Source organism: Nonomuraea sp. NPDC049028 (assembly GCF_043197735.1).
In the GTDB taxonomy this organism is placed as follows: Bacteria; Actinomycetota; Actinomycetes; order Streptosporangiales; family Streptosporangiaceae; genus Nonomuraea.
Genome location: NZ_JBICTR010000010.1, coordinates 385,749 through 402,793 on the forward strand (window position 1 = coordinate 385,749; position 17,045 = coordinate 402,793).

At 65.0% G+C, this 17,045-nt stretch carries 23 protein-coding genes and 1 pseudogene; 13 read left to right on the forward strand and 11 right to left on the reverse strand.

From position 1 onward, the window contains the following. Nucleotides 1-20: 20 nt before the first annotated feature. The 4 genes from ACGFJ2_RS38330 to ACGFJ2_RS38345 form a co-directional block, all read right to left on the reverse strand. Complete coding sequence (locus tag ACGFJ2_RS38330) at nucleotides 21-1,439, reverse strand: FtsK/SpoIIIE domain-containing protein (RefSeq protein WP_393476893.1); 1,419 nt, start codon at nucleotides 1,437-1,439, stop codon at nucleotides 21-23. Between the two features lie 84 nt (nucleotides 1,440-1,523). Beyond that, the gene (locus ACGFJ2_RS38335; protein ID WP_393476896.1) at nucleotides 1,524-1,838 is read right to left on the reverse strand and encodes a hypothetical protein; all 315 of its coding nucleotides are present in this window, start codon (nucleotides 1,836-1,838) and stop codon (nucleotides 1,524-1,526) included. Continuing rightward, entirely contained in the window at nucleotides 1,835-2,101 is a 267-nt protein-coding gene (locus ACGFJ2_RS38340) for a hypothetical protein (protein ID WP_393476899.1), read from the reverse strand. Before ACGFJ2_RS38340 ends, ACGFJ2_RS38335 begins: the two co-directional genes overlap by 4 nt. Beyond that, nucleotides 2,101-2,520: a plasmid replication, integration and excision activator gene (locus tag ACGFJ2_RS38345; protein WP_393476902.1), complete on the reverse strand. Its 420-nt coding sequence runs from the start codon at nucleotides 2,518-2,520 to the stop codon at nucleotides 2,101-2,103. The genes ACGFJ2_RS38340 and ACGFJ2_RS38345 overlap by 1 nt, the downstream gene beginning before the upstream one ends. 193 nt (nucleotides 2,521-2,713) lie before the next feature. Between ACGFJ2_RS38345 and ACGFJ2_RS38350 the strand changes: the two genes are divergently transcribed. Then, nucleotides 2,714-3,037 carry a hypothetical protein gene (locus tag ACGFJ2_RS38350; protein WP_393476905.1) on the forward strand — a complete coding sequence of 108 codons (324 nt, stop codon included), beginning with the start codon at nucleotides 2,714-2,716 and terminating at the stop codon, nucleotides 3,035-3,037. Between the two features lie 163 nt (nucleotides 3,038-3,200). On the opposite strand, the gene ACGFJ2_RS38355 is transcribed toward ACGFJ2_RS38350, so the two are convergent. After that, complete coding sequence (locus ACGFJ2_RS38355; protein WP_393476908.1) at nucleotides 3,201-4,181, reverse strand: GntR family transcriptional regulator; 981 nt, start codon at nucleotides 4,179-4,181, stop codon at nucleotides 3,201-3,203. Further along, the gene (locus tag ACGFJ2_RS38360; protein WP_363995439.1) at nucleotides 4,181-4,465 is read right to left on the reverse strand and encodes a hypothetical protein; all 285 of its coding nucleotides are present in this window, start codon (nucleotides 4,463-4,465) and stop codon (nucleotides 4,181-4,183) included. The genes ACGFJ2_RS38355 and ACGFJ2_RS38360 overlap by 1 nt, the downstream gene beginning before the upstream one ends. A 345-nt stretch (nucleotides 4,466-4,810) precedes the next feature. Between ACGFJ2_RS38360 and ACGFJ2_RS38365 the strand changes: the two genes are divergently transcribed. Next, on the forward strand, nucleotides 4,811-6,100 hold the full coding sequence (locus tag ACGFJ2_RS38365) for a hypothetical protein (RefSeq protein WP_393476911.1): 1,290 nt from the start codon (nucleotides 4,811-4,813) through the stop codon (nucleotides 6,098-6,100). Here ACGFJ2_RS38365 and ACGFJ2_RS38370 read toward each other — a convergent pair. Beyond that, the gene (locus ACGFJ2_RS38370) at nucleotides 6,079-7,008 is read right to left on the reverse strand and encodes a hypothetical protein (protein WP_393476914.1); all 930 of its coding nucleotides are present in this window, start codon (nucleotides 7,006-7,008) and stop codon (nucleotides 6,079-6,081) included. The two genes, ACGFJ2_RS38365 and ACGFJ2_RS38370, sit on opposite strands and share 22 nt — an antisense overlap. 309 nt (nucleotides 7,009-7,317) lie before the next feature. Beyond that, nucleotides 7,318-7,698 carry a hypothetical protein gene (locus ACGFJ2_RS38375; protein ID WP_393476917.1) on the reverse strand — a complete coding sequence of 127 codons (381 nt, stop codon included), beginning with the start codon at nucleotides 7,696-7,698 and terminating at the stop codon, nucleotides 7,318-7,320. A 713-nt stretch (nucleotides 7,699-8,411) separates the two neighbouring features. On the opposite strand from ACGFJ2_RS38375, the gene ACGFJ2_RS38380 reads away from it, so the two are divergent. Continuing rightward, entirely contained in the window at nucleotides 8,412-8,705 is a 294-nt protein-coding gene (locus tag ACGFJ2_RS38380) for a hypothetical protein (protein WP_393476920.1), read from the forward strand. Nucleotides 8,706-9,536: 831 nt separating this feature from the next. On the opposite strand, the gene ACGFJ2_RS38385 is transcribed toward ACGFJ2_RS38380, so the two are convergent. Further along, nucleotides 9,537-9,884, reverse strand: a complete 348-nt coding sequence (locus tag ACGFJ2_RS38385; protein ID WP_393476923.1) for a hypothetical protein — start codon at nucleotides 9,882-9,884, stop codon at nucleotides 9,537-9,539. Nucleotides 9,885-10,008: 124 nt separating this feature from the next. Between ACGFJ2_RS38385 and ACGFJ2_RS38390 the strand changes: the two genes are divergently transcribed. Further along, nucleotides 10,009-11,223 carry a helix-turn-helix domain-containing protein gene (locus ACGFJ2_RS38390; protein ID WP_393476926.1) on the forward strand — a complete coding sequence of 405 codons (1,215 nt, stop codon included), beginning with the start codon at nucleotides 10,009-10,011 and terminating at the stop codon, nucleotides 11,221-11,223. A 30-nt stretch (nucleotides 11,224-11,253) separates the two neighbouring features. Next, a complete protein-coding gene (locus ACGFJ2_RS38395; protein WP_393476929.1) occupies nucleotides 11,254-11,730 on the forward strand; it encodes an NUDIX domain-containing protein in 477 nt (158 codons plus the stop codon). A gap of 205 nt (nucleotides 11,731-11,935) precedes the next feature. Here the strand turns inward: ACGFJ2_RS38395 and ACGFJ2_RS38400 are convergent, their stop codons facing one another. After that, on the reverse strand, nucleotides 11,936-12,664 hold the full coding sequence (locus ACGFJ2_RS38400; RefSeq protein WP_393476932.1) for a LysR family substrate-binding domain-containing protein: 729 nt from the start codon (nucleotides 12,662-12,664) through the stop codon (nucleotides 11,936-11,938). 55 nt (nucleotides 12,665-12,719) lie between these two features. Between ACGFJ2_RS38400 and ACGFJ2_RS38405 the strand changes: the two genes are divergently transcribed. Both ACGFJ2_RS38405 and ACGFJ2_RS38410 read left to right on the forward strand, forming a co-directional pair. Next, entirely contained in the window at nucleotides 12,720-13,091 is a 372-nt protein-coding gene (locus ACGFJ2_RS38405; RefSeq protein WP_393476935.1) for a DUF5997 family protein, read from the forward strand. Nucleotides 13,092-13,164: 73 nt separating this feature from the next. Continuing rightward, nucleotides 13,165-13,989: an SDR family oxidoreductase gene (locus tag ACGFJ2_RS38410; protein WP_393476938.1), complete on the forward strand. Its 825-nt coding sequence runs from the start codon at nucleotides 13,165-13,167 to the stop codon at nucleotides 13,987-13,989. Between the two features lie 186 nt (nucleotides 13,990-14,175). On the opposite strand, the gene ACGFJ2_RS38415 is transcribed toward ACGFJ2_RS38410, so the two are convergent. Next, nucleotides 14,176-14,565: a helix-turn-helix domain-containing protein gene (locus ACGFJ2_RS38415; RefSeq protein WP_393476941.1), complete on the reverse strand. Its 390-nt coding sequence runs from the start codon at nucleotides 14,563-14,565 to the stop codon at nucleotides 14,176-14,178. Here ACGFJ2_RS38415 and ACGFJ2_RS38420 point away from each other — a divergent pair. From ACGFJ2_RS38420 to ACGFJ2_RS38445, 6 genes and pseudogenes are all read left to right on the forward strand, one after another. Beyond that, a pseudogene (locus ACGFJ2_RS38420) lies at nucleotides 14,559-14,851 on the forward strand (transposase); the annotation flags it as partial. The gene ACGFJ2_RS38415 and the pseudogene ACGFJ2_RS38420 sit on opposite strands and share 7 nt — an antisense overlap. A 172-nt stretch (nucleotides 14,852-15,023) precedes the next feature. Next, a complete protein-coding gene (locus ACGFJ2_RS38425; protein WP_393476944.1) occupies nucleotides 15,024-15,188 on the forward strand; it encodes a hypothetical protein in 165 nt (54 codons plus the stop codon). A gap of 167 nt (nucleotides 15,189-15,355) precedes the next feature. Further along, nucleotides 15,356-15,637 (forward strand): hypothetical protein, encoded by a 282-nt coding sequence (locus ACGFJ2_RS38430; protein WP_357940428.1) that lies wholly within the window; start codon nucleotides 15,356-15,358, stop codon nucleotides 15,635-15,637. After that, nucleotides 15,634-15,927 carry a hypothetical protein gene (locus tag ACGFJ2_RS38435; protein ID WP_393476947.1) on the forward strand — a complete coding sequence of 98 codons (294 nt, stop codon included), beginning with the start codon at nucleotides 15,634-15,636 and terminating at the stop codon, nucleotides 15,925-15,927. Before ACGFJ2_RS38430 ends, ACGFJ2_RS38435 begins: the two co-directional genes overlap by 4 nt. After that, nucleotides 15,924-16,814 carry a hypothetical protein gene (locus tag ACGFJ2_RS38440; RefSeq protein WP_357940432.1) on the forward strand — a complete coding sequence of 297 codons (891 nt, stop codon included), beginning with the start codon at nucleotides 15,924-15,926 and terminating at the stop codon, nucleotides 16,812-16,814. The genes ACGFJ2_RS38435 and ACGFJ2_RS38440 overlap by 4 nt, the downstream gene beginning before the upstream one ends. A gap of 78 nt (nucleotides 16,815-16,892) precedes the next feature. Next, complete coding sequence (locus ACGFJ2_RS38445) at nucleotides 16,893-17,018, forward strand: hypothetical protein (protein ID WP_357940434.1); 126 nt, start codon at nucleotides 16,893-16,895, stop codon at nucleotides 17,016-17,018. Nucleotides 17,019-17,045 lie beyond the last annotated feature (27 nt).

The following is a 17,045-nucleotide window of genomic DNA, read 5'->3' on the forward strand; positions in this document are numbered from 1 at the left end:
GTCCAGGAAGTGAGCTAGTGTCATGCGGCCTGCCCGTAGTAGGCGACCATGGCGCGGATGTCGGCATCGGAGACGTACGCGGCGCGGACTCGGATGGGTTCGGGTGAGGTCTCCAGACGCATGTACGCGACGCCTGCGCCCAGCTCCGCGACGGGTGAGATGTGGTCGGCAAGTGCGCCTCGATCGCGTGCGCCGTCGCCGAGGACCATGTCCACCTGTTCGGACTCGTCGAGCCTCAGGGCGATCTTGTCGGGGAACAGGTTGCGGATGTTCATGACCTCCTTGCGCGGGTCCTGGAGTGCGGCCATGACGCCGACGCCGACCGAGCGGCCTTGGGTGGCGAGCGTGGCCAGGGCAGCGGAGATGCGCTGCCGGAGCTGCCTGTCGGGCTGGTAGGCGGTCAGGAATGCCACTTCGTCGACGAGCACCAGGACGAACGGGTCCTCGACGGTAGGAGTGTGGGATCGCTGGAGCCCGGCGAAGCGAGTCGCCCGCTTCTGCATGACGCTGACGGCCTCGTCGAGCAGGTCGGCGCAGTCGGCCGGGTCAGCGGCGTACCGGCCTTGGAACAGCTCCCGCCCGAAGGACAGCTCCATCAGTTTCGGATCCAGGGCCCAGACTTGGGCCAGGCCCGCCCGCATCGCTGGGAGCAGCCCGCGGATCGTGTCCCACAGGAAGGAGCCTTTGCCCGCTCCGGTCGCGCCCGCGATCAGTACGTGTGTGCCGTGGACCTTCAAGCGGAGGGGCTTGCCGTCCTCCTGCTTGCCGATCTCGACCGGTCCGACCGATGGTTCGTCCGGGATGGGGAGAGCGGACATCGGCGCGGCCAATGGATCGCGGCGCGGGAAGGTCAGCAGCAGCCGGCCACCCTTGACGAGCGCGACCCGGCATGACGTCGTGCCGAAGCCGTGGGCAAGATTGTCGATGCGGTCGGACCAGTCCTTGACCGCTTGGCCGCCGAGCATCCGGACCGTAATGCGGTCGGCCCAGCCATCGCAGGTGATGCGCATCAGACGCGGCATATAGACGCGGCCGTTGACGCGTTTGGCCAGGCCGGAGACGTCCATGACCGACTGCCAGTGTCGCCGGTACACCGACATCAGCCGCCACCAGGCCAGCAGCCGGAAACCGACGAGGCGAGAGAAGGAGTCGGGCTCGGCGAAAGCCCAGGCGAGCAGGGACAGGACGACGAAGCCGAACATGGACGCCGCAGCAGGCCAGCCGTACCGGGTCCATACGACGCCGAGGGTGACTGGCACGGCAACGGCGACCGGATGCCGCCAGATCGTTCGGATGAGGGCGGCGAGGAAGCGCCAGCGGTAGACGAGGAAGGTGACGATGGCGGGAGTCTTGAGCACGGCCGGTCGGAAGACGACGGCCGTATCGGGCGTGGTGGAGACGAGGTTGCGCGCCTCGTCGCCAGGCAGCCGCTTGAACATAAGCTGGAAACCTCTCGTGATGTGCAGTCAGGGGAGAACCGAGGGGCCGCCGGAAGTTGCCGCTTCCAGCGGCCCCGCTTCGTGTCAGGCCGCCGTGTCGGTGGCGTCCTCGGCCGGCTCTTCGGCGTGCAGCAGCTCGCAGTCGGCCAGATAGCGAGCGGCGGCGTAGAAGATCTCGCGAGCGATGCTCAGGTCGGCGTCGGTGACCGGCCCGGACCCGGTGGTAGAGATGTGGATGTTGGCCTCGTGGGAGGCGAACTCCAGGTACGGCCGCGGATTGCTGACCAGCACTCCGGCGCGGATCTGGAGGCGAGGCGTGTGGAAAGAGACACCGACGTGCGGGTCGGAATCGGGTCGCATGGACAAGGTGACGTAGGTGTAGGGCCGGTGCTCGCTCACGCCGCCACTCCCTGACCGTCGGGCAGGCCGTAGAAGCTGCGCTCCATGGAACGGGCGAAGCGGTGGGCCTCGCGGGCGAGCTGGCGAGCAAACTCCAGGTCCTCCGCCGTCACGGGTCCGCTCGTGGTGACCAGGACGAAGGTGGCGCCGAAGTCGAGCGCCAGGACGGGCTCACGGCGGGTGAATGGGTGGTTGAGGGTGCGGGCGGCGTTTCCGGTGGTCAGCCGGATCACACTGTTGCGCGGGGTACGGCGGCGGGTCATCAGGCAGCGTCCTTTCCGGCCTTGGCCTGGGTGGGCTGTGCACTCTGGCGGGGAGCGTGCATGTCGCGGACCTTGATGGAGTAGGCGAGGCGACCGTTGCCGTTGACGTACGGCGTGACCGAGATGGCGTCGAACTCGACGGGCGTGAACGGCAGCCCCGGCATCGGGGACGGCGGCACCGGCTGGACCGGCGCGAGGATCTTGACCGCCACCGTCTTCTGGGCGGGCTTGAGGGTCGGGTCACCGTCCATGACCGCGACCTGCCAGACCAGCTCTGCGGTCTGCTTGTCGCGGGCCTGCACGAACCGGCCGTTGGCGGAGGCGTCGAAGTCCTTGACGGGCTCGACTTCGCCGACGATGTAGCAGCCGTGCGGGAAGACCATGGCGAAGGTGACGGGGATGGGGCCTTGCAGAGCCATAACTGCTCCTCACTTGGATGACAGGCACTCGACCTATCAAGTAGCTCGACGATAACTCTCCGTAGCTTGCTAGGTCAAGTTACTAGGTGAAGGTGACGGGGATGTCACCTACGCGATAGACAGTCGCCCAGGCCAAAAGCCCGGCATCTGGGCGGTGTCTTCAAGAGGATCTAGACAAGGCGGCGTAGAGAGCATGCAGGATGTGCCGGTGGAACATCTTCCTGTCGACGTGCGTGCATCGCTCCGGTTCTTCGCCTTTTATCTAGCGAATGGCACCATCGATGTCGACCTGCTCGACGGTATCGACTACCGTCCAGCTCTCTTCCAGTTCGGTTCGTCTCTTGAACAGGTCTTCGCAATCTACGGCAATGTGCTGCAGGTCGACGCAAGCGGGCAGGTGCTGAACGAAGCGGAGGCGCAATACCGTGCCGCACAGTGGATTCGCGCCCATTGCGACCCCAGCTACCAGGTCGAGCCACCGTTTCAGGGATGGGAGACCGAACTCCACGGTCCATGATGAGCACTGCAGCAAGGCCGCGGTCGCCGGAGTAACCGCCGACAAGGCGCAGGTGTCCTTCCACGTGGGCGAAGACGCCGGAGACATCAGAACCGTCATCGTGGAGTTCGGCGACATCAGCCCCATCGACTGGGACATTCGCTGCACATAAACGGCAGCGCGATCACCCAATCGGGTAGGCGTCCTCCAGTTCGTGCCGGTCAGCAGGCAGCAGAACCTCCACGACGGCCAAAGGCCGGCCAGCGGCGTCCCGTACCGCGCCGAAGACGGCCAGAAGTGGCTGGTTCTTCGGCATGGCAAGTTGCTCGATCTCGTCAGCAGAGGGCATACGAGCGGTGATCTGCTCCACGATGTGATCGAAACGCACGCCCTTGCGCGCCTGGAGATGCTCGCGGAAGCCCTGCTGCAACGGCTCGCCGCTGGTCAGATTCGTTCCCTCGGACAGTTCCAAAGGCAGCCAGAGCGACACCAGCTCAGTCGGCTCGCCCTCTCGCGTGATCAATCGTCGCCGAACGAACGCCTTGCTCTTGGGCTGAACGTCGAGCAGCACGCCGACCCGATTCGGTACGGCGACCGCGCCGACTTCGACGACCTCGCCCGGGGATTCGGTCTCCGGCTTGGTCAGGTACGCCTGTCCTGGACGCTTCTGCTCAACAGAAGCCATCGCCGGACGGCCGCGCACGAAGCGGCCCTTGCCCTGCTGAGACTCGATCCAGCCCTGCTCACGCAGCACGCGAAGGGCGGCGACCACGGTGGGACGGGAGACGCTGAACTCTTGGATGAGCTGGTTCTCGCTGGGGAGCATCGTGCCCGGTGGGTAGTCTCCCGCCTCGATGCGCCTCTGAAGAGTGTGCACAAGCTGCGCATACTTAGGCGGCACGGACTCTAGCGACATCTTGACCGTCCAACAGCCGACAGGTTGTTTTACTAAGTTTGAGCGTATCCGGCTCGTCGCCGGCTGTCCACGTAGTTGCCGATAGCGGGAGCCGAACGCGAGAAGTCCGGCAGGCAGTGCAGTGACCGGGCTGGGAAGGTTGCCACGGGGGCTGCCACTGCATCTGCCTGCCGGGGGAGGCGCGACGAGACAAGGCCACGGCCCCACCCCCTCCGGAAGGGACCACGCCCGCCTCGCCGCGCCCGTCATCACCTGGCGATGTACTCAGCCAGGACGTTTGCCGCACCCTCCACATCACTGGTCGGGTGCCGCCTTTCGGCGTTCTGCCACGAGTAGTAGGCGCCGCCGTACCCGACGAACACCCACACCGGCATCCCCGGCTCACGTTTGTGCACCATGAGTGCACTGTTGTTGTCCCGCAGTTCGGCGTTGACGCCGAGGTTCGTGAGCTGGTCACGCAGCCGGACGAGCATGTCGCCCTCTTCCTGGCCCTGCAAGAAGCCCGTCACCGCTGCTTGAATGATCGAGTTCATCTTTCGCTCCCTTCGGCCCGGCCGTCTCCGAGGCAGTCGAGACACTCCCGCTCCTCACTCGAGATCTGATCTCCGTCGGTGTCGCCGATGAGGAGCGCACGGCGCGAGTCGCGCAGTTTGATCCCGCGTCCCCGGCAGCCGGGGCAGGGCGACGTCTTGCTTGTCTCGTCTGGCCGGATCACCGTCGCCATCTCCTCGTTCATCCGGCGTTCCCTGTGGCGGGAGGCCGCGTGACGTACCGTGGTTGATTGATGACAAGTCCACCGGCAACCGCGTCTGAGCAGGACCCCTGAACGGCCCCCTTGTTTCCCCTTTCGAGCCCCCAGCCGGGAGGAAGACCCGCAGATGCCCGACTACATCCCGAACGTTCGCCTTCGCGCCTGGCGCAACCAGGAGCAGCTCAGCCGCGCCCAGATGGCCGAAAGGCTCAATGCCACGCCCACTGGTGTCGCGCAAGGGTTGGCCTGCGACGAGGAGCGGATCCGGCGCTGGGAAGCAGGCGAAGTCAGGTGGCCGCGCACCGAATACCGGCTGGCGCTGACCCAATTGACCGGGAAGGCGCCGGAAGAGCTCGGGTTCTCACAGGGAAGGCAGAACGAGAGCCGGATCATCGAAGCCCAGGTAATGCCCATCGACGCACTACGAGCCGAAGCCGACCTGTACGGGACGATGCAGCTCGCTCAGCAACTTCAGGCGTCCGATGTCGGAACCGGAACCTTGGAGGCTCTCGCCGAGGCCGTCGATCTTCTGTGTCGCGCCTACCCGGTGGTGCCCGCTGGCACGCTGCGAGATCGTACGCAAAAGCGTCTGGCGCAGATTAACCATCTCCTCGCCGGACGGCTCACCCTTGACCAGCACCGCGAGTTGCTGGTGATCACTGGATGGCTCACCGCCCTGCTGGGGTGCGTTCACTATGACCTGGGTGAGAGGGAAGAGGCCGAAACGGCCCGACGTGCCGCCTTCGAAATGGGCCGCCAAGTCGGGCACGGTGAACTCATGGGCTGGGCACATGAGATGTCGGCCTGGTTCGCCCTGGTGGAAGGCCGCTACGAAGATGTCGTCACTGCGGCACGCATGGGCCAGGCCATAGCCGGCACAAGCAGCGCGATGGTTCAGCTCACTCTGCAAGAAGCTCGCGGCCTGGCCCGTATCGGTGACCGCCGAGAAGCCGACCGTGCCCTGACTCGCGGAGCCGAAGTCCTTGCCCGCTTGCCCATCCCCGATCGCCCTGACCATCATTTCGTGTTCGACCACGCCAAGTGGATCTTCTACGCCGCCACCTGCTACACCTGGCTCGCTGACGACGACCGCGCCGAAGAACACGCCCGCGAAACCATCCAGATGCACACCCGCCCCGATGGCACCTCCAACGCCCCCATGCGCATTGCCGACGCGCATATCGACCTCGGCATCATTCACGCCCGACGCGGCGATCTGGACGCTGCAGTGTACGAAGGCATGGCCGCTTTCGACATCGACCGCCGATCCCTCACCGACCTTGTCAATCGCGCCGGAGACCTCGATCGCGTTCTACGACAGCGCTACCGCCGAGAAGTCCTTGCTGAAGGATTTCACGAGCGATTCATCGCCGCTCGCAGAGCCCTCACCAGTCGTCAGCCAGAACTACTCGACTGAGGTGTGCTTTCGCTTCTGTCTACAGCCTGTCGATCGTTTTTACCTAGAAGTCGATCGGTTGCAAAATAGTCGCGAACAAAGGTTGAGATCGCGTTAGCCTCCTGTTCAAGGGAACCGATATCTCGAAGGCGTCGTATATATTCTGCGCGGACCCATCCATAAGATGCTTCATTGAATGTCTCAAAATCCGGATACTTCTTTGGCATTTGTGGTGCGGCCCAATCCATAGCGTCAAAGATTGTGGAAATCGACTCATCCACTATTTTCAGAATTGACTGCATGGATGTGCAGAGCCGCGAAGGGAGTAGTGGATTCGCAAGACGGATCCGGACGCTGTCAATATAGTCGATATGCTTCTTTGTCAGGTGTATTTGTGCGTGCTTGTAGTCCCATTGTCGAGATTTCGCGGGCTTCGGGGTCGCGCCTTTGGTGGTGGATATAATGTGCTCATCGGCTAGCTTCAGGAATTCGGGCTTAACGATGGACCGCGGACAATTGCTAGGAGAATATGGCAAGTCCGCGTCTTCGGACGGCTCGGCGTCGAATGCGGTCTTCGCATATCGATGATACATGGCCAATGCGTTGGCGTGAAAAACTCCATCGATGTCGAAGTCTTGGCTCAATTCAACCTCGCCTTTGCCGACGAACAATGCTAGAACTTGTGTCATCTCATCTATTTGACGCTTGAAAACCTCTGTCCTCATGGGTTGAAAAATTGTTGTTCGGGCATGCCGATATGTTAGAAGGGCAAGAGTGCCGGTAAGTATCCAGAAGCATCCTTGAATGATGCCTCCAGCATTTGCTAGCACGGTATTCATAGACAACTCTCCTGGAACGCGTGGGTGCAGTGCGGCTATGCTTGCAGGTGCCGCAACAGCATGCTTCTTGCGTTGCTGAATTGTTCTCATGGGTATCAAGCGGCGGCGCGGCGCGCCGCCGTACCCCGGCCCTCCGCCCGCCCGCCGTCCGGGCGTGCGGCCTGGGGGCCGGTCCCGGACGGCGTCGGGACACCGGGCCGGGCAGCGCACGCCGCCCCGCCGTACGGCCCGAACGCTCCGACCGGGGGTTGCCGCGCCGCCTTACAGATGCAGCCCTACGATCGCCACTGCATGGCTGGCCGCCGTACGTGCTTGGGGGCGATCGACGAGCCAGGTTCGTTCCTCACCCTGGCTCACCGGAGAACGTGGCTGATCTCTGTCGATCTGGCAAGACGACGCTTATCGCTTCAGATCCGGGTCGTGCTCATGCCGAACCGGCTCGGGCTGGGCGCGGCACCAGTCCACGACGCGGTACGTGATGCGGTCGAAGGGGGCGTCATTGGTGAGGGGGTGTTCGAAGTCGGCCAGGCGATCCAGGTCCATGGCCAATTCCGCCAAGGTCTCCTCGGTGAATAGCCCTGAGCTGGTGAGTGTCTCGCGCAGGTAGGCCAGGAGACGTTCATGGTGCTCGTCCCAGTTGATGTTGCCGTTGCGCTGCGCCTCGTCTCGTAGCTTCTCGACTGCTCGCAGCAGCTCGCCTTGGACGGTGTCCGCCTGGCCTCGGCGTGGTACATGGGTCTGCCAGATCCTGCGAGCATCAGCGGCATATGACGCATCCATGGCGGTCACCGTACAACCATGCCGCCGGCTTCGCTTCCGTGCCATCTGCGTGCCGCAAGCCCGTGCCATACCGTGCCAGATCTCGGAAACGAGCCCCACGTCAGAGGCATGATCGCCGTGCCATTAGCGTGCCATTAGGCCGAATCGATCATGGCGCATCAAGCGCCCCAGCAGGTACAGGGATGCAGGTCCAGACGTACAGCCAAGGGATCATGGCTCCTTACAAGCGAGGGGTCACTGGTTCGAACCCAGTACCGCCCACCTGTGTGAACACCCTGTCTTCGATCATGGAAACGGGGCTTCGTGCCATTAGCCAGCGCCGGAGGGTCCATCGGCGTCCCGGGCGATCTTGGAATTTATCGCGTCGGCAATCTTCCGGTCGGCCTCCGTCACGCTGTGCTGTTAGATCAGTGCGGCCCGGACCGAGTCATGTCCCATGCGCTGCATGAGATCTTTGAGGCTGGCGCCGGAGCTGGCAGCGAGGGTGTTTCCGGTGTGCCGTAGATCATGGAAGTGCAGACCAGGAAAGCCGACCTTCCTGGTGGCGTTGCCCCACCTGGCCGCGCGCCGAAAGTTGCTCCGGACCGGACAACTCCACTGACTCAGCAGCACCCAAACCGATCCACAGGTATTGACTATTGCTCTTGACGATTGCTCGTAGCTGGTGATCACCTGAAGGTGTTCTCCTTCCCGCATGTGAGGAGTCACCCACAATGAAGATCCGCCGATTACATTCCGCTGTACTTGCCGTGGCGCTGGGCGCCAGCGTCCTGGCTAGTGCCGCACCCGTCTCCGCCGCCACCCAGATCAGCGCGGCCGTGGGCGCCGCAGGCTGGCCGACACCAGACTGGTACCTACAGGGCCCCTACCAGACCATGGCTGACTGCGACCTTGCCTTCCAGGACGCTGCGCAGAACGGTCAATACACCGGGCTCGCCTACTGTCACTGGTTCCGCGGAGGTGGCCCTTATCCGGCGGGCTTCTACTACGAGGTGTACATCCCCTGATCGACAGGCGCGCTGGGCAGTGATCAGATCGTCGGGAATCTCGTAGTCAACTCGTGATCCACAGGTCTTGACGATTGCCTGGGTCAAGGTCGTTCGTCCAGGGGGCGCTTCACCTTGACCCCGTGGCCCCGGCCCGCTTCCCGTTCGGGTGGGACGGGATGATCAGTCAGAGTGGTGCATGCTGAGCGCTCCTGTTGCGTTGCCGACGCCGAGGCAAGCCACCACTCGTGATGCGGCAGGAGATAGGAAGAGCTGAAAGTGGTACTGCACTGACAGCAACGTCCCCCACACGCTGACGCATCCGCGCCCGTCCACACGCTTCATCGCGGTCTCGATCAGCTGAGCAGGCTGATTGCTCCGTCTGAAAGCGGAAGGTCATGAGTGCGGTTTCAGGCTATTCGGTCAGCTCAACGCAGGTAGGGCAAGCCCGAGTGCTCGTTCGCCGGAACAGCAATGACCAACCGCAGACGGGAAGGGGATCCGCCGCCTGTCCGCACAGGCCCGTCGAGGCGTCCAAGGGGACAGCGTGTTGAATGGCGTTCCGGCCTGTGCCTGAGAGTCCGAGGCGAAGGTGTGTGTTGCTTTCGTGCGCCGTGGGCTCCTTCGGATATACGTGTAGGTCATCCCAATGAAAGGGCCGCCGCCGGACTCCTCCTGGTGGGCTGCCGGGCTCGCTGTCGAGGGCGAGCAAACCCACGGTGCCGTTGCGGAGCACCGCCACGACAGTTCCGCGCTTGCCGATGAGCCAACTGCCGGCACTCCTTGTGCTGAGCGGGCTGTGAGAGAGCCCTAGGATCTTGGCTCGGTCACCAGTTATCCGTCGCGGGTCGCTCACGGCCGGATGCCATCTTGGCTTGCGGGCAGCAGGTCCTTGAGCGCCTCAGGTTCTGGCGGGTTCCTGCGGAGGTCGGCGTAGCGGAATGCGACTCGTTGCGCCGCTCGTGTTGGGTCGAGGGCGGGATGGCGGGCGTAGATGACGCGCTTGCGTCGGTCGTCCCAGCCTGATCGCCACCAGAACCATTCGCCGTCGCACCAGATGACCAACCCGACCCACACGGACACCAGGGCCAGGTCGTAGCCGTGGTGTACGTCCGTGGAGACGCCCAGTACTGCGAGGGCCTTGGCCAGTTCGTCTGCGGAATGCTTCTCCGGCGTGGGGTATCTGCTCGGTGGCTTCACGGGCGGCCTTCCATCACTTTCGGCGGTGACGTAGCGTGACGGTATGTGTCGCCTGAGCTGTGACCCCGGAAGAAAATTCCGGGGTCCGCGGTAGGCATCCGATGAGGATGAGGGCATGCGGGGAATGACCAGCAACCTGTCCATCGGTCAGCGTGTGGCCTGGTACCGGCGACGGCGAGGGATGTCTCAGGACGTACTGGCCGGGCTGGTCGGGCGGACCACCGATTGGCTGAGCAAGGTCGAGAACGACCGCATCACCTTGGATCGGCTGTCCGTCATCAAGTCCCTGGCCAACGCGCTTGATGTGTCTCTCGGTGATCTACTGGCCGAGCCGCACCTGTTCGAGTGGACCGATGAGAGCGGAGATCGGACCATTCCCGCGCTGCGGGCCGCGATCACCGATTATCGGCAGCTTTCGCCGATGACCGAGCTGATGGAGAACGCGGAGCCGCCATGTCGGGCCGAGCTGGAGCGCGCGCTTGGCGAGGTGTGGCAGGCGTACCAGGGAGCCAGGTACAGCTACGTGATAAGGACTCTCCCAGGGCTCCTGAAAAGAGCACATCACGCTGTACGGGCGGGTGCCGGTGATGCGCGCCTGGCGGCGCTTGGCATACTCGGACAGATTTATCACGCTGCCGCCAGCATCTTGACCAAGGTTGGCGAGGCCGATCTCGCGTGGATCGCCGCCGAGCGGGGTCTGACCTTCGCACGAGAGTCCGGTGATCAGCTCATCACCGCCTCGTTGCTTCGTTCTGTGACTCATGCCTTGCTGTCTAACGGCCGTTACGAGGCCGCCAAGCAGCTCACCATGGACGCGGCCACGCTCTTGTCTCCTGATCTTTCGCGCGCCACGCCAGAGCTGCTGTCCGTTTACGGAACGTTGCACCTCGCCGGGTCGATGGCGGCGGCGCGCGACGATGACCGGAGCACGACACGGGCGTTCATCGCGGAGGCGTGGGAGTCGGCGACGCGGCTCGGCAGGGACGCCAACTACGTTTGGACCGCGTTTGGGCCGACGAACGTCCGCATCCATGAGGTGGCGACGGCGATCGAGTTGGGAGACATCCAGGTCGCCGTGGACGTGGGGCCGAGACTGGACACCAGCGGGCTGCCGATTGAGCGTCGCGCTCGCCATGGTCTCGCTGTGGCACATGCCTTGAGCCTGTGGAGCCGTACCGACGATGCCATGGCGGCGCTGCTGAAGGCTGAGACCATCGCTCCTGAGCAGGTACGCCATCATTACCTCAGCCGCCAGCTCACGATGTCGTGGATCAGGAGGCAGAAAGGCAAACCCGGCTTCCAACTCGCTGATCTTGCCCGACGGCTGCACATCGTGTGAGAGCGGCCCCGGTCGCGTATGGTCGAGGCCGTGAACGATCAGGAGACCGTACCGTTCGCCCAGGCTCGCGCCGCTGCCGGAGCGCTGTTCTCCAATGACAGTGGCCGTCTGCTACTCGTCCGGCCTACGTACAAGCCTTACATGGACATCCCCGGCGGGTACGTCGAGCCTGGGGAGACCCCGCATGAGGCATGCGTACGCGAAGTGCGCGAAGAGCTGGGTATCCAGCCGGCCATCGGTCGTCTCCTCGTCGTCGATTGGGCGCCTCTCCCGCAGGAGGGCGACAAGGTCCTGTTCGTGTTCGACGGCGGCACTCTCGACAGCGAGGCGATCAAGCAGATCACGTTCGCCGACAACGAACTGAGCGCATACGAATTCCGTCCCGTCGACGAGCTGGACGGTCTTCTGATTGAGCGCCTAGCCCGCCGTCTCAAGGCCGCCGCCACCGCGCGTGAACTGGGAGAAACGGTCTATCTGGAGCATGGTCGGGCCGTGCCCACCGAGTGACTATGTGAATGACAATGGCCCGAGAGGTGCGCGGACGACCGAGGATCTCAGCGGGACGCCTGCCCAGGTGAGACCCTGGATCGCCAATCTGTATAAAGAAGCCTCGCAGCGATCTTGCTGCGGGGCCGTCCTGGCTTACTTCCCCGATGCCGCACCCAGTGTGGGACCTGCGCGCCATGCTCGAACCGGAGGTTCGGGTTGCAGGTTACCGAGGTCGGTTGCCCTTCCTTTTGCGGCCTGCCGGTACGGCTCGCCGGCCAGAGCCGCTCTTGGCGGATTTCTGTGCCTGCCGCTGTGCCGGTTTCTCCGCGGGGGAGGCGGGCGTACGGCCTCGTGAGCTGTTCACTGTGCGGCCGCGGACGATGCCGATGAAATCTTCCACCAGGTCTGTGGTCGCGTCCTTGGGCCAGGCCAGCGCGACCTGAGACTGCGGCGCGTCCGGCACCGGCCGGTACGTGACGTCCCTGCGGTGGTGGAGGCGTGCCAGTGACTGCGGAACCAGGAGCAGCCCGGTGCCGGCCGCTACCAGCTCGACCGCGGTCGCCGTTGTGGGTGGGCGGGTGAACGCGGGTTGCCCGGGCCGGACCGCCCACTCGATGGCGTCGTCCAGAGGGTGCAACACCTCGTCGTCGGTCAGGTCGGCGAGGGCCACCTCGTCGGCGGCGGTCACCGCGTGGTCCTTGGGTACCACGACCACCGTGGTCTCCACGTAGAGAGGGATCACGCTGAGCCCGTCCCGGTCGACCGGCAGCCTGACGAATCCGGCGTCGGCGCCGCCGTCCCGTAGGAGTGCCACCACCTCGGCGGCGGGCACCGCGACGAGGGTGATCGGGACGTCGGGCATCCTCTCGGTCCAGACGTTGACCCACTTCGCGGGTGTCACCCCGGGCACGTACGCCAGCCGGAACACCCTGCCGGTCTCCCCATCAGTCACTTCCACAGACTACCGATGTCAGGGGAACCCGTTCCGACTGACTACGCTTGGCGTCATGACCTCGTCCAAGTCGAAGACCATCCAGACGATGAAGCCCGAGACCGCGGCCAAGAAGCTGGGTGTCCTCCTTTCGGCCACTCCCGCCGAATTCCAGGCGGGTGTCGTCTCCAGGGACGAGCTGAACGAGTTGCAGTCGACGCCGCCCGCCTGGCTCGCTGACCTGCGCCGCAACGGTCCGCATCCCAAGCAGGTCGTCGCCGCGAAGCTCGGGGTCTCCATTTCCGGCCTGGCCAGAGCCGGGATCACCGAACCGCTCACCACCGCTGAGATCGATGCGCTGAAGGCGGAGAACCCCGCATGGCTGGAGCGCGAGCGGTCCGTCCAGGCCGAGGCTCGCAAAGAAGCACTCCGCCTCAAGCAACGCTAGACGTCTCTCATTGCTCATGTCCGATTGTGGGAACTGCGCTCTCGGAGTGGCTGATCGACTAGGGTGACCGGCCGTGAGGGTCCTTATCGTCGGTGGTAGTGGCTTTCTCGGCCGTGAGCTGGCTCGGCAGTGTTCGTTGGCGGGGCACGAGGTTGCCGCGACGTATCTGACCCGGTCCGGGGAGGTCCTCGGCGTTGAGTGGGTGCCGCTCGATGTGCGCCGACGGGAGGACGTCGAGGTGCTGATCGGCGCCTTCCGGCCCGAGGTGGTCATCAACGCCGCGTACCGGCAGGCGGATTGGACCACCACGGCGATCGGTGCCGTGAATGTGGCTCTGGCCGTCTCCACGGTGGGTGGGCGCCTCGTCCATGTGTCCAGCGACGCGGTCTTCTCCGGCGCGGCGATTCGTTATGACGAGACGTGCCTCCCAGACCCGATCAGTCCGTACGGCGCGGCCAAAGCCGCCGCGGAGACGGCGGTGAACGCGATCGTGCCGACCGCGGTGATAGCCCGGACATCCTTGATCATCGGCGACGGCGGCTCTCCGCACGAGGCCCTGGTGCATGCATTGGCCACCGGGAGGGCGGGAGGAGTGCTGTTCACCGATGACGTGCGGTGTCCCGTGCATGTACGTGACCTTGCCGCGGCGCTCCTGGAACTTGCCGCAGCTGAGTATCGCGGTGTCCATCATGTCGCTGGAGCCGATGCGGTGAGCCGGTACGAGCTTGGGGTGCTCATCGCTCGCCGCGATGGCCTGAACGCGGACCAGTTGCCTTCGGGTCGGCGGGCGGACACCAAGTTGCCCGGTCCTCTAGACGTGCGCTTGGACTGTGCCATGACTCAGCAGCGGCTGCACACCAAGCTGCGCGGCGCCCGGCAATTTCTGGGTGGCGGCTAGTTTTTCGGCGATGGTCAACCGCCGGACGATGGTCAATCGCCCGGGTGACGGTCAACCCTCCGGTGACGGCTGGATTCTGGGTGGCGGGCAGCGGTGATCGCGACGTCAGCCTGAAAGGCGAGGTCTGGAAGGCGAGGGTTGCGGCCAGTACGCAGGTCGCCTGGCGTCCCCAATGTTTCCAGGGCTTCAGTCGTCGAGCAGCCGCCATGCGGTGAGGGCGAGTCTGGCCCGGATCAGGCCGGTGGGCTCGGTGAGTTCGATGTCCAGGGTCTTGCCGAGCTGTTCGAGTCGGCGGGCGACGCTGCTGTGGTGCAGGTGGAGAAGGTCGGCGGCCCGGCGTAGGGAGCCGGTGGCGCAGTAGGCGTCCAGCGTCTCCAGATCTTCCGGATGACCGGAGGCCAGTGCGGCGATCGCGGTCACGTCGGTGTTGTCGCGCGAGGCGTTCTGAGGTATCTCGGCCAGGAGCGCCAGCGCGCCCAGGTCGTCGTGGTGGACGACCGGCTGGCGTGGGGTGGTGAAGCGGAGGGCGGTGGGGGCTTGGCGCCAGGATCGGCTGGGGCTATCGGTGGCGAGCATCGACTGGCCGGCCCGCCTCGGGTGAATTGTGGGACGTCTTCAACGCGATCCTGTATATCAACCAAACGGGAATCGCCTGGAAATACCTGTCCGTCGTACAGCACCGTCTACGCCTACTACGCAGCCTGGCTGGACGAGCAAATCTTCGCCCAGCTCAACTACGAGCTGACCGGCCTGGCCCGTGTCAAACAAAGCCGAACCAACCGCGTACGTGATGGACACCCAGAGTGTGCAGACCTCCACCAACGTGCCTCTCCCCAGCCAAGGGGTCCCGGTAGCAATGAAGAAATTCCCCACTGATATAGCGCCGGCCTGTGGTGATAGAGAGACTCTGTGATCGAGGTCTCGGTTCGCTGACGTCCGGTCCGTGAGCGACGACAAACCGGAGGTCAGGTACGGCGTGCGGGCCGTCGGCCCCTGTGGACGTGCGAGATCGGGGCGCTGAGGTTATCTGGACGGTGCTGCGCAAAGCGGGACGGCGGGAGTTCAGCGAACGCCATGACGGGTTCGTCGTCGAGGGCGGGGACGATGCGGCGCCGTTCCTGATCGCCTGCACCGAGGAGGCCGAAGGTTCCGCGCCGGAGCTCACGCGGTATCGGGTCGATCTGGTGAAGGCCAAATAACGAGTCGAGCCCGACCCAACGATGATCAGGTGCTGCTGGTGTGGAATAGCTCGTGACCCGGTGGTCTCCCTGGTGGCGTGGGGATCAGCGGGTACGGCGACGCTGGACGGGGTCGGCTTCGGCGGTGGTGCGGGTGGATAGACTCTTGAAGATCATAATTTGCGGAGGTGCAGGTGGACGAGCCGGTGACGGCGGAGGTGGGCGAGGACGGGCTGCTGGCCGCCCTCCACATCGACCCGCGGGCCATGCGGCTCGGCTCGACGGAGCTGGCCAGACGGGTTGTGGAGGTCGTGCGCGCCGCGCAGCGTGGGCACGAGCAGCCGCCCCGGGACTCCTCCGGCCTCGACGCACTCCTCCAGCGGCTGGACGAGTTGGAGGCTCAGGCGGACAGGGACTTCGATTACGTGAACAGCAGGCTTGACGACACTCTCAGGAGGATCACGGAATGACCGAGATCTCGACCGGGATCACAATCGACGCCAGCGGGCGGGCCTCCTCGGGCCGGGCGTTCGGCGCGCTGGCCGACGAGTACTCCGGGCTCGCCGGCGGGTGGGGCCGAGGCGAGACGCCGCTGCCGTACGAGGAGTTCTCGGTCGGCTACCACGAGCTCACGGCCGGCCTCCGCGCCGCTTGTGAAGGGCTGTCCGGCTTGCTCGACCAGGCCGGAACGGGACAGGTCGCCATGGCCGCCATCAATACGAGCACAGAACTCGCCAACTCGCGTGGGCGGGACGTGTGACGGAACAGGCATTGGCGGCCGGGCTGGCGCTGCTCGGCGTCCCGCCACTGCCCGACCTGGACGGCGTCGACAGGCACATCGCCGATCTGGACGCGGCGGCCGCCCATCACCGGGAACTCGCCGCGGAGAGCGGACGCGCCCACCGGCTGGCCGGGGCGAACAGCGGGCCGGCCGCCGACGCGGTGGATGACCATGTGAACGGCCGCGACGGCATCGCCCTCACTGCGGGCGACCTCGCCGACCGCCTCTCCAACGTGGCCGGCATGTTGCGAGTCACCAGGGAAACGCTGGTCTGGGTGGGCGGTCTGCTGGCCGGGCTGGCCGCCCTCGCTGTGGCGGCCGTCGCGTACGCGCCCCACCTGCTGCCCCGGCTGAGAGCCATCGCCGCCAGAGTCTCTGGCAGGCTGCGCGAGATCACCGCCCGCCTCGGGGCGTTGATGCGCGGCATGTCCACGACCCTGACCAACCGCAGGGTCGACAAAGTCGCCGGCCGCTTCCACGACGCGTGGCGCGCTCCGCGCAAGCTGCCCGACGGCACGTATGAGCCGAGGGTGAAGACCACCAGCGACCCGGCCTGGATCAAGAAGCACGACACCGACCAGGTCGACATAGCTAACACGCGCTATCGCGACCTGCCAGCCGACTGGAAGCGCGAGAACCAGGAGTCCGCGCGCATCGGGGTACAGCTCGTCGATGAGGCGCGGACGAGCGGCGTGGACGTCAGAAGCGAGCGGTTCATGGAGGAGGCGAGCTCGGTGGTGCACGACAAGTGGCTCGTCCGCAACCGGGACTGGGCCCCCGAAGAGCAGCGCCGCCCCTACGAACTGCTCTCCGAAGCCGAAAAGGAGAAGGATCGCGACGTCATCCGTATGGTCCTCGGGATCTAGCGGGCCGGCCGCCATGGCGGCCGTTACGCCGATTTCTGGTGCATTTCCCTGCTCGGATCGCGCACCGCGACCCAGACGGTGCTCGACGGTGACGGCAAGCAGAAGAGCGCCAAGGCCCACTACGCCGGCGATCAGATCAACGACGCCACCCTGATGAGCAAGCTCGAGCACGACCTGAAGCTGATCTTCCCGCATCTCGCCTAGGTGGTCAGAGGCGGTCCCGGTTCCTTG

Coding starts and splice junctions, on each gene's coding strand:
- ACGFJ2_RS38435 (WP_393476947.1), top strand. CDS start 15,634: ATGACCGAGATCTCGACCGGGATCACAATCGACGCCAGCGGGCGGGCC.
- ACGFJ2_RS38345 (WP_393476902.1), bottom strand. CDS start 2,520: ATGGCTCTGCAAGGCCCCATCCCCGTCACCTTCGCCATGGTCTTCCCG.
- ACGFJ2_RS38415 (WP_393476941.1), bottom strand. CDS start 14,565: ATGCTCGCCACCGATAGCCCCAGCCGATCCTGGCGCCAAGCCCCCACC.
- ACGFJ2_RS38380 (WP_393476920.1), top strand. CDS start 8,412: ATGAAGATCCGCCGATTACATTCCGCTGTACTTGCCGTGGCGCTGGGC.
- ACGFJ2_RS38330 (WP_393476893.1), bottom strand. CDS start 1,439: ATGTTCAAGCGGCTGCCTGGCGACGAGGCGCGCAACCTCGTCTCCACC.
- ACGFJ2_RS38365 (WP_393476911.1), top strand. CDS start 4,811: ATGCCCGACTACATCCCGAACGTTCGCCTTCGCGCCTGGCGCAACCAG.
- ACGFJ2_RS38340 (WP_393476899.1), bottom strand. CDS start 2,101: ATGACCCGCCGCCGTACCCCGCGCAACAGTGTGATCCGGCTGACCACC.
- ACGFJ2_RS38375 (WP_393476917.1), bottom strand. CDS start 7,698: ATGGATGCGTCATATGCCGCTGATGCTCGCAGGATCTGGCAGACCCAT.
- ACGFJ2_RS38350 (WP_393476905.1), top strand. CDS start 2,714: ATGCAGGATGTGCCGGTGGAACATCTTCCTGTCGACGTGCGTGCATCG.
- ACGFJ2_RS38355 (WP_393476908.1), bottom strand. CDS start 4,181: ATGACGGGCGCGGCGAGGCGGGCGTGGTCCCTTCCGGAGGGGGTGGGG.
- ACGFJ2_RS38390 (WP_393476926.1), top strand. CDS start 10,009: ATGACCAGCAACCTGTCCATCGGTCAGCGTGTGGCCTGGTACCGGCGA.
- ACGFJ2_RS38360 (WP_363995439.1), bottom strand. CDS start 4,465: ATGAACTCGATCATTCAAGCAGCGGTGACGGGCTTCTTGCAGGGCCAG.
- ACGFJ2_RS38370 (WP_393476914.1), bottom strand. CDS start 7,008: ATGAGAACAATTCAGCAACGCAAGAAGCATGCTGTTGCGGCACCTGCA.
- ACGFJ2_RS38405 (WP_393476935.1), top strand. CDS start 12,720: ATGACCTCGTCCAAGTCGAAGACCATCCAGACGATGAAGCCCGAGACC.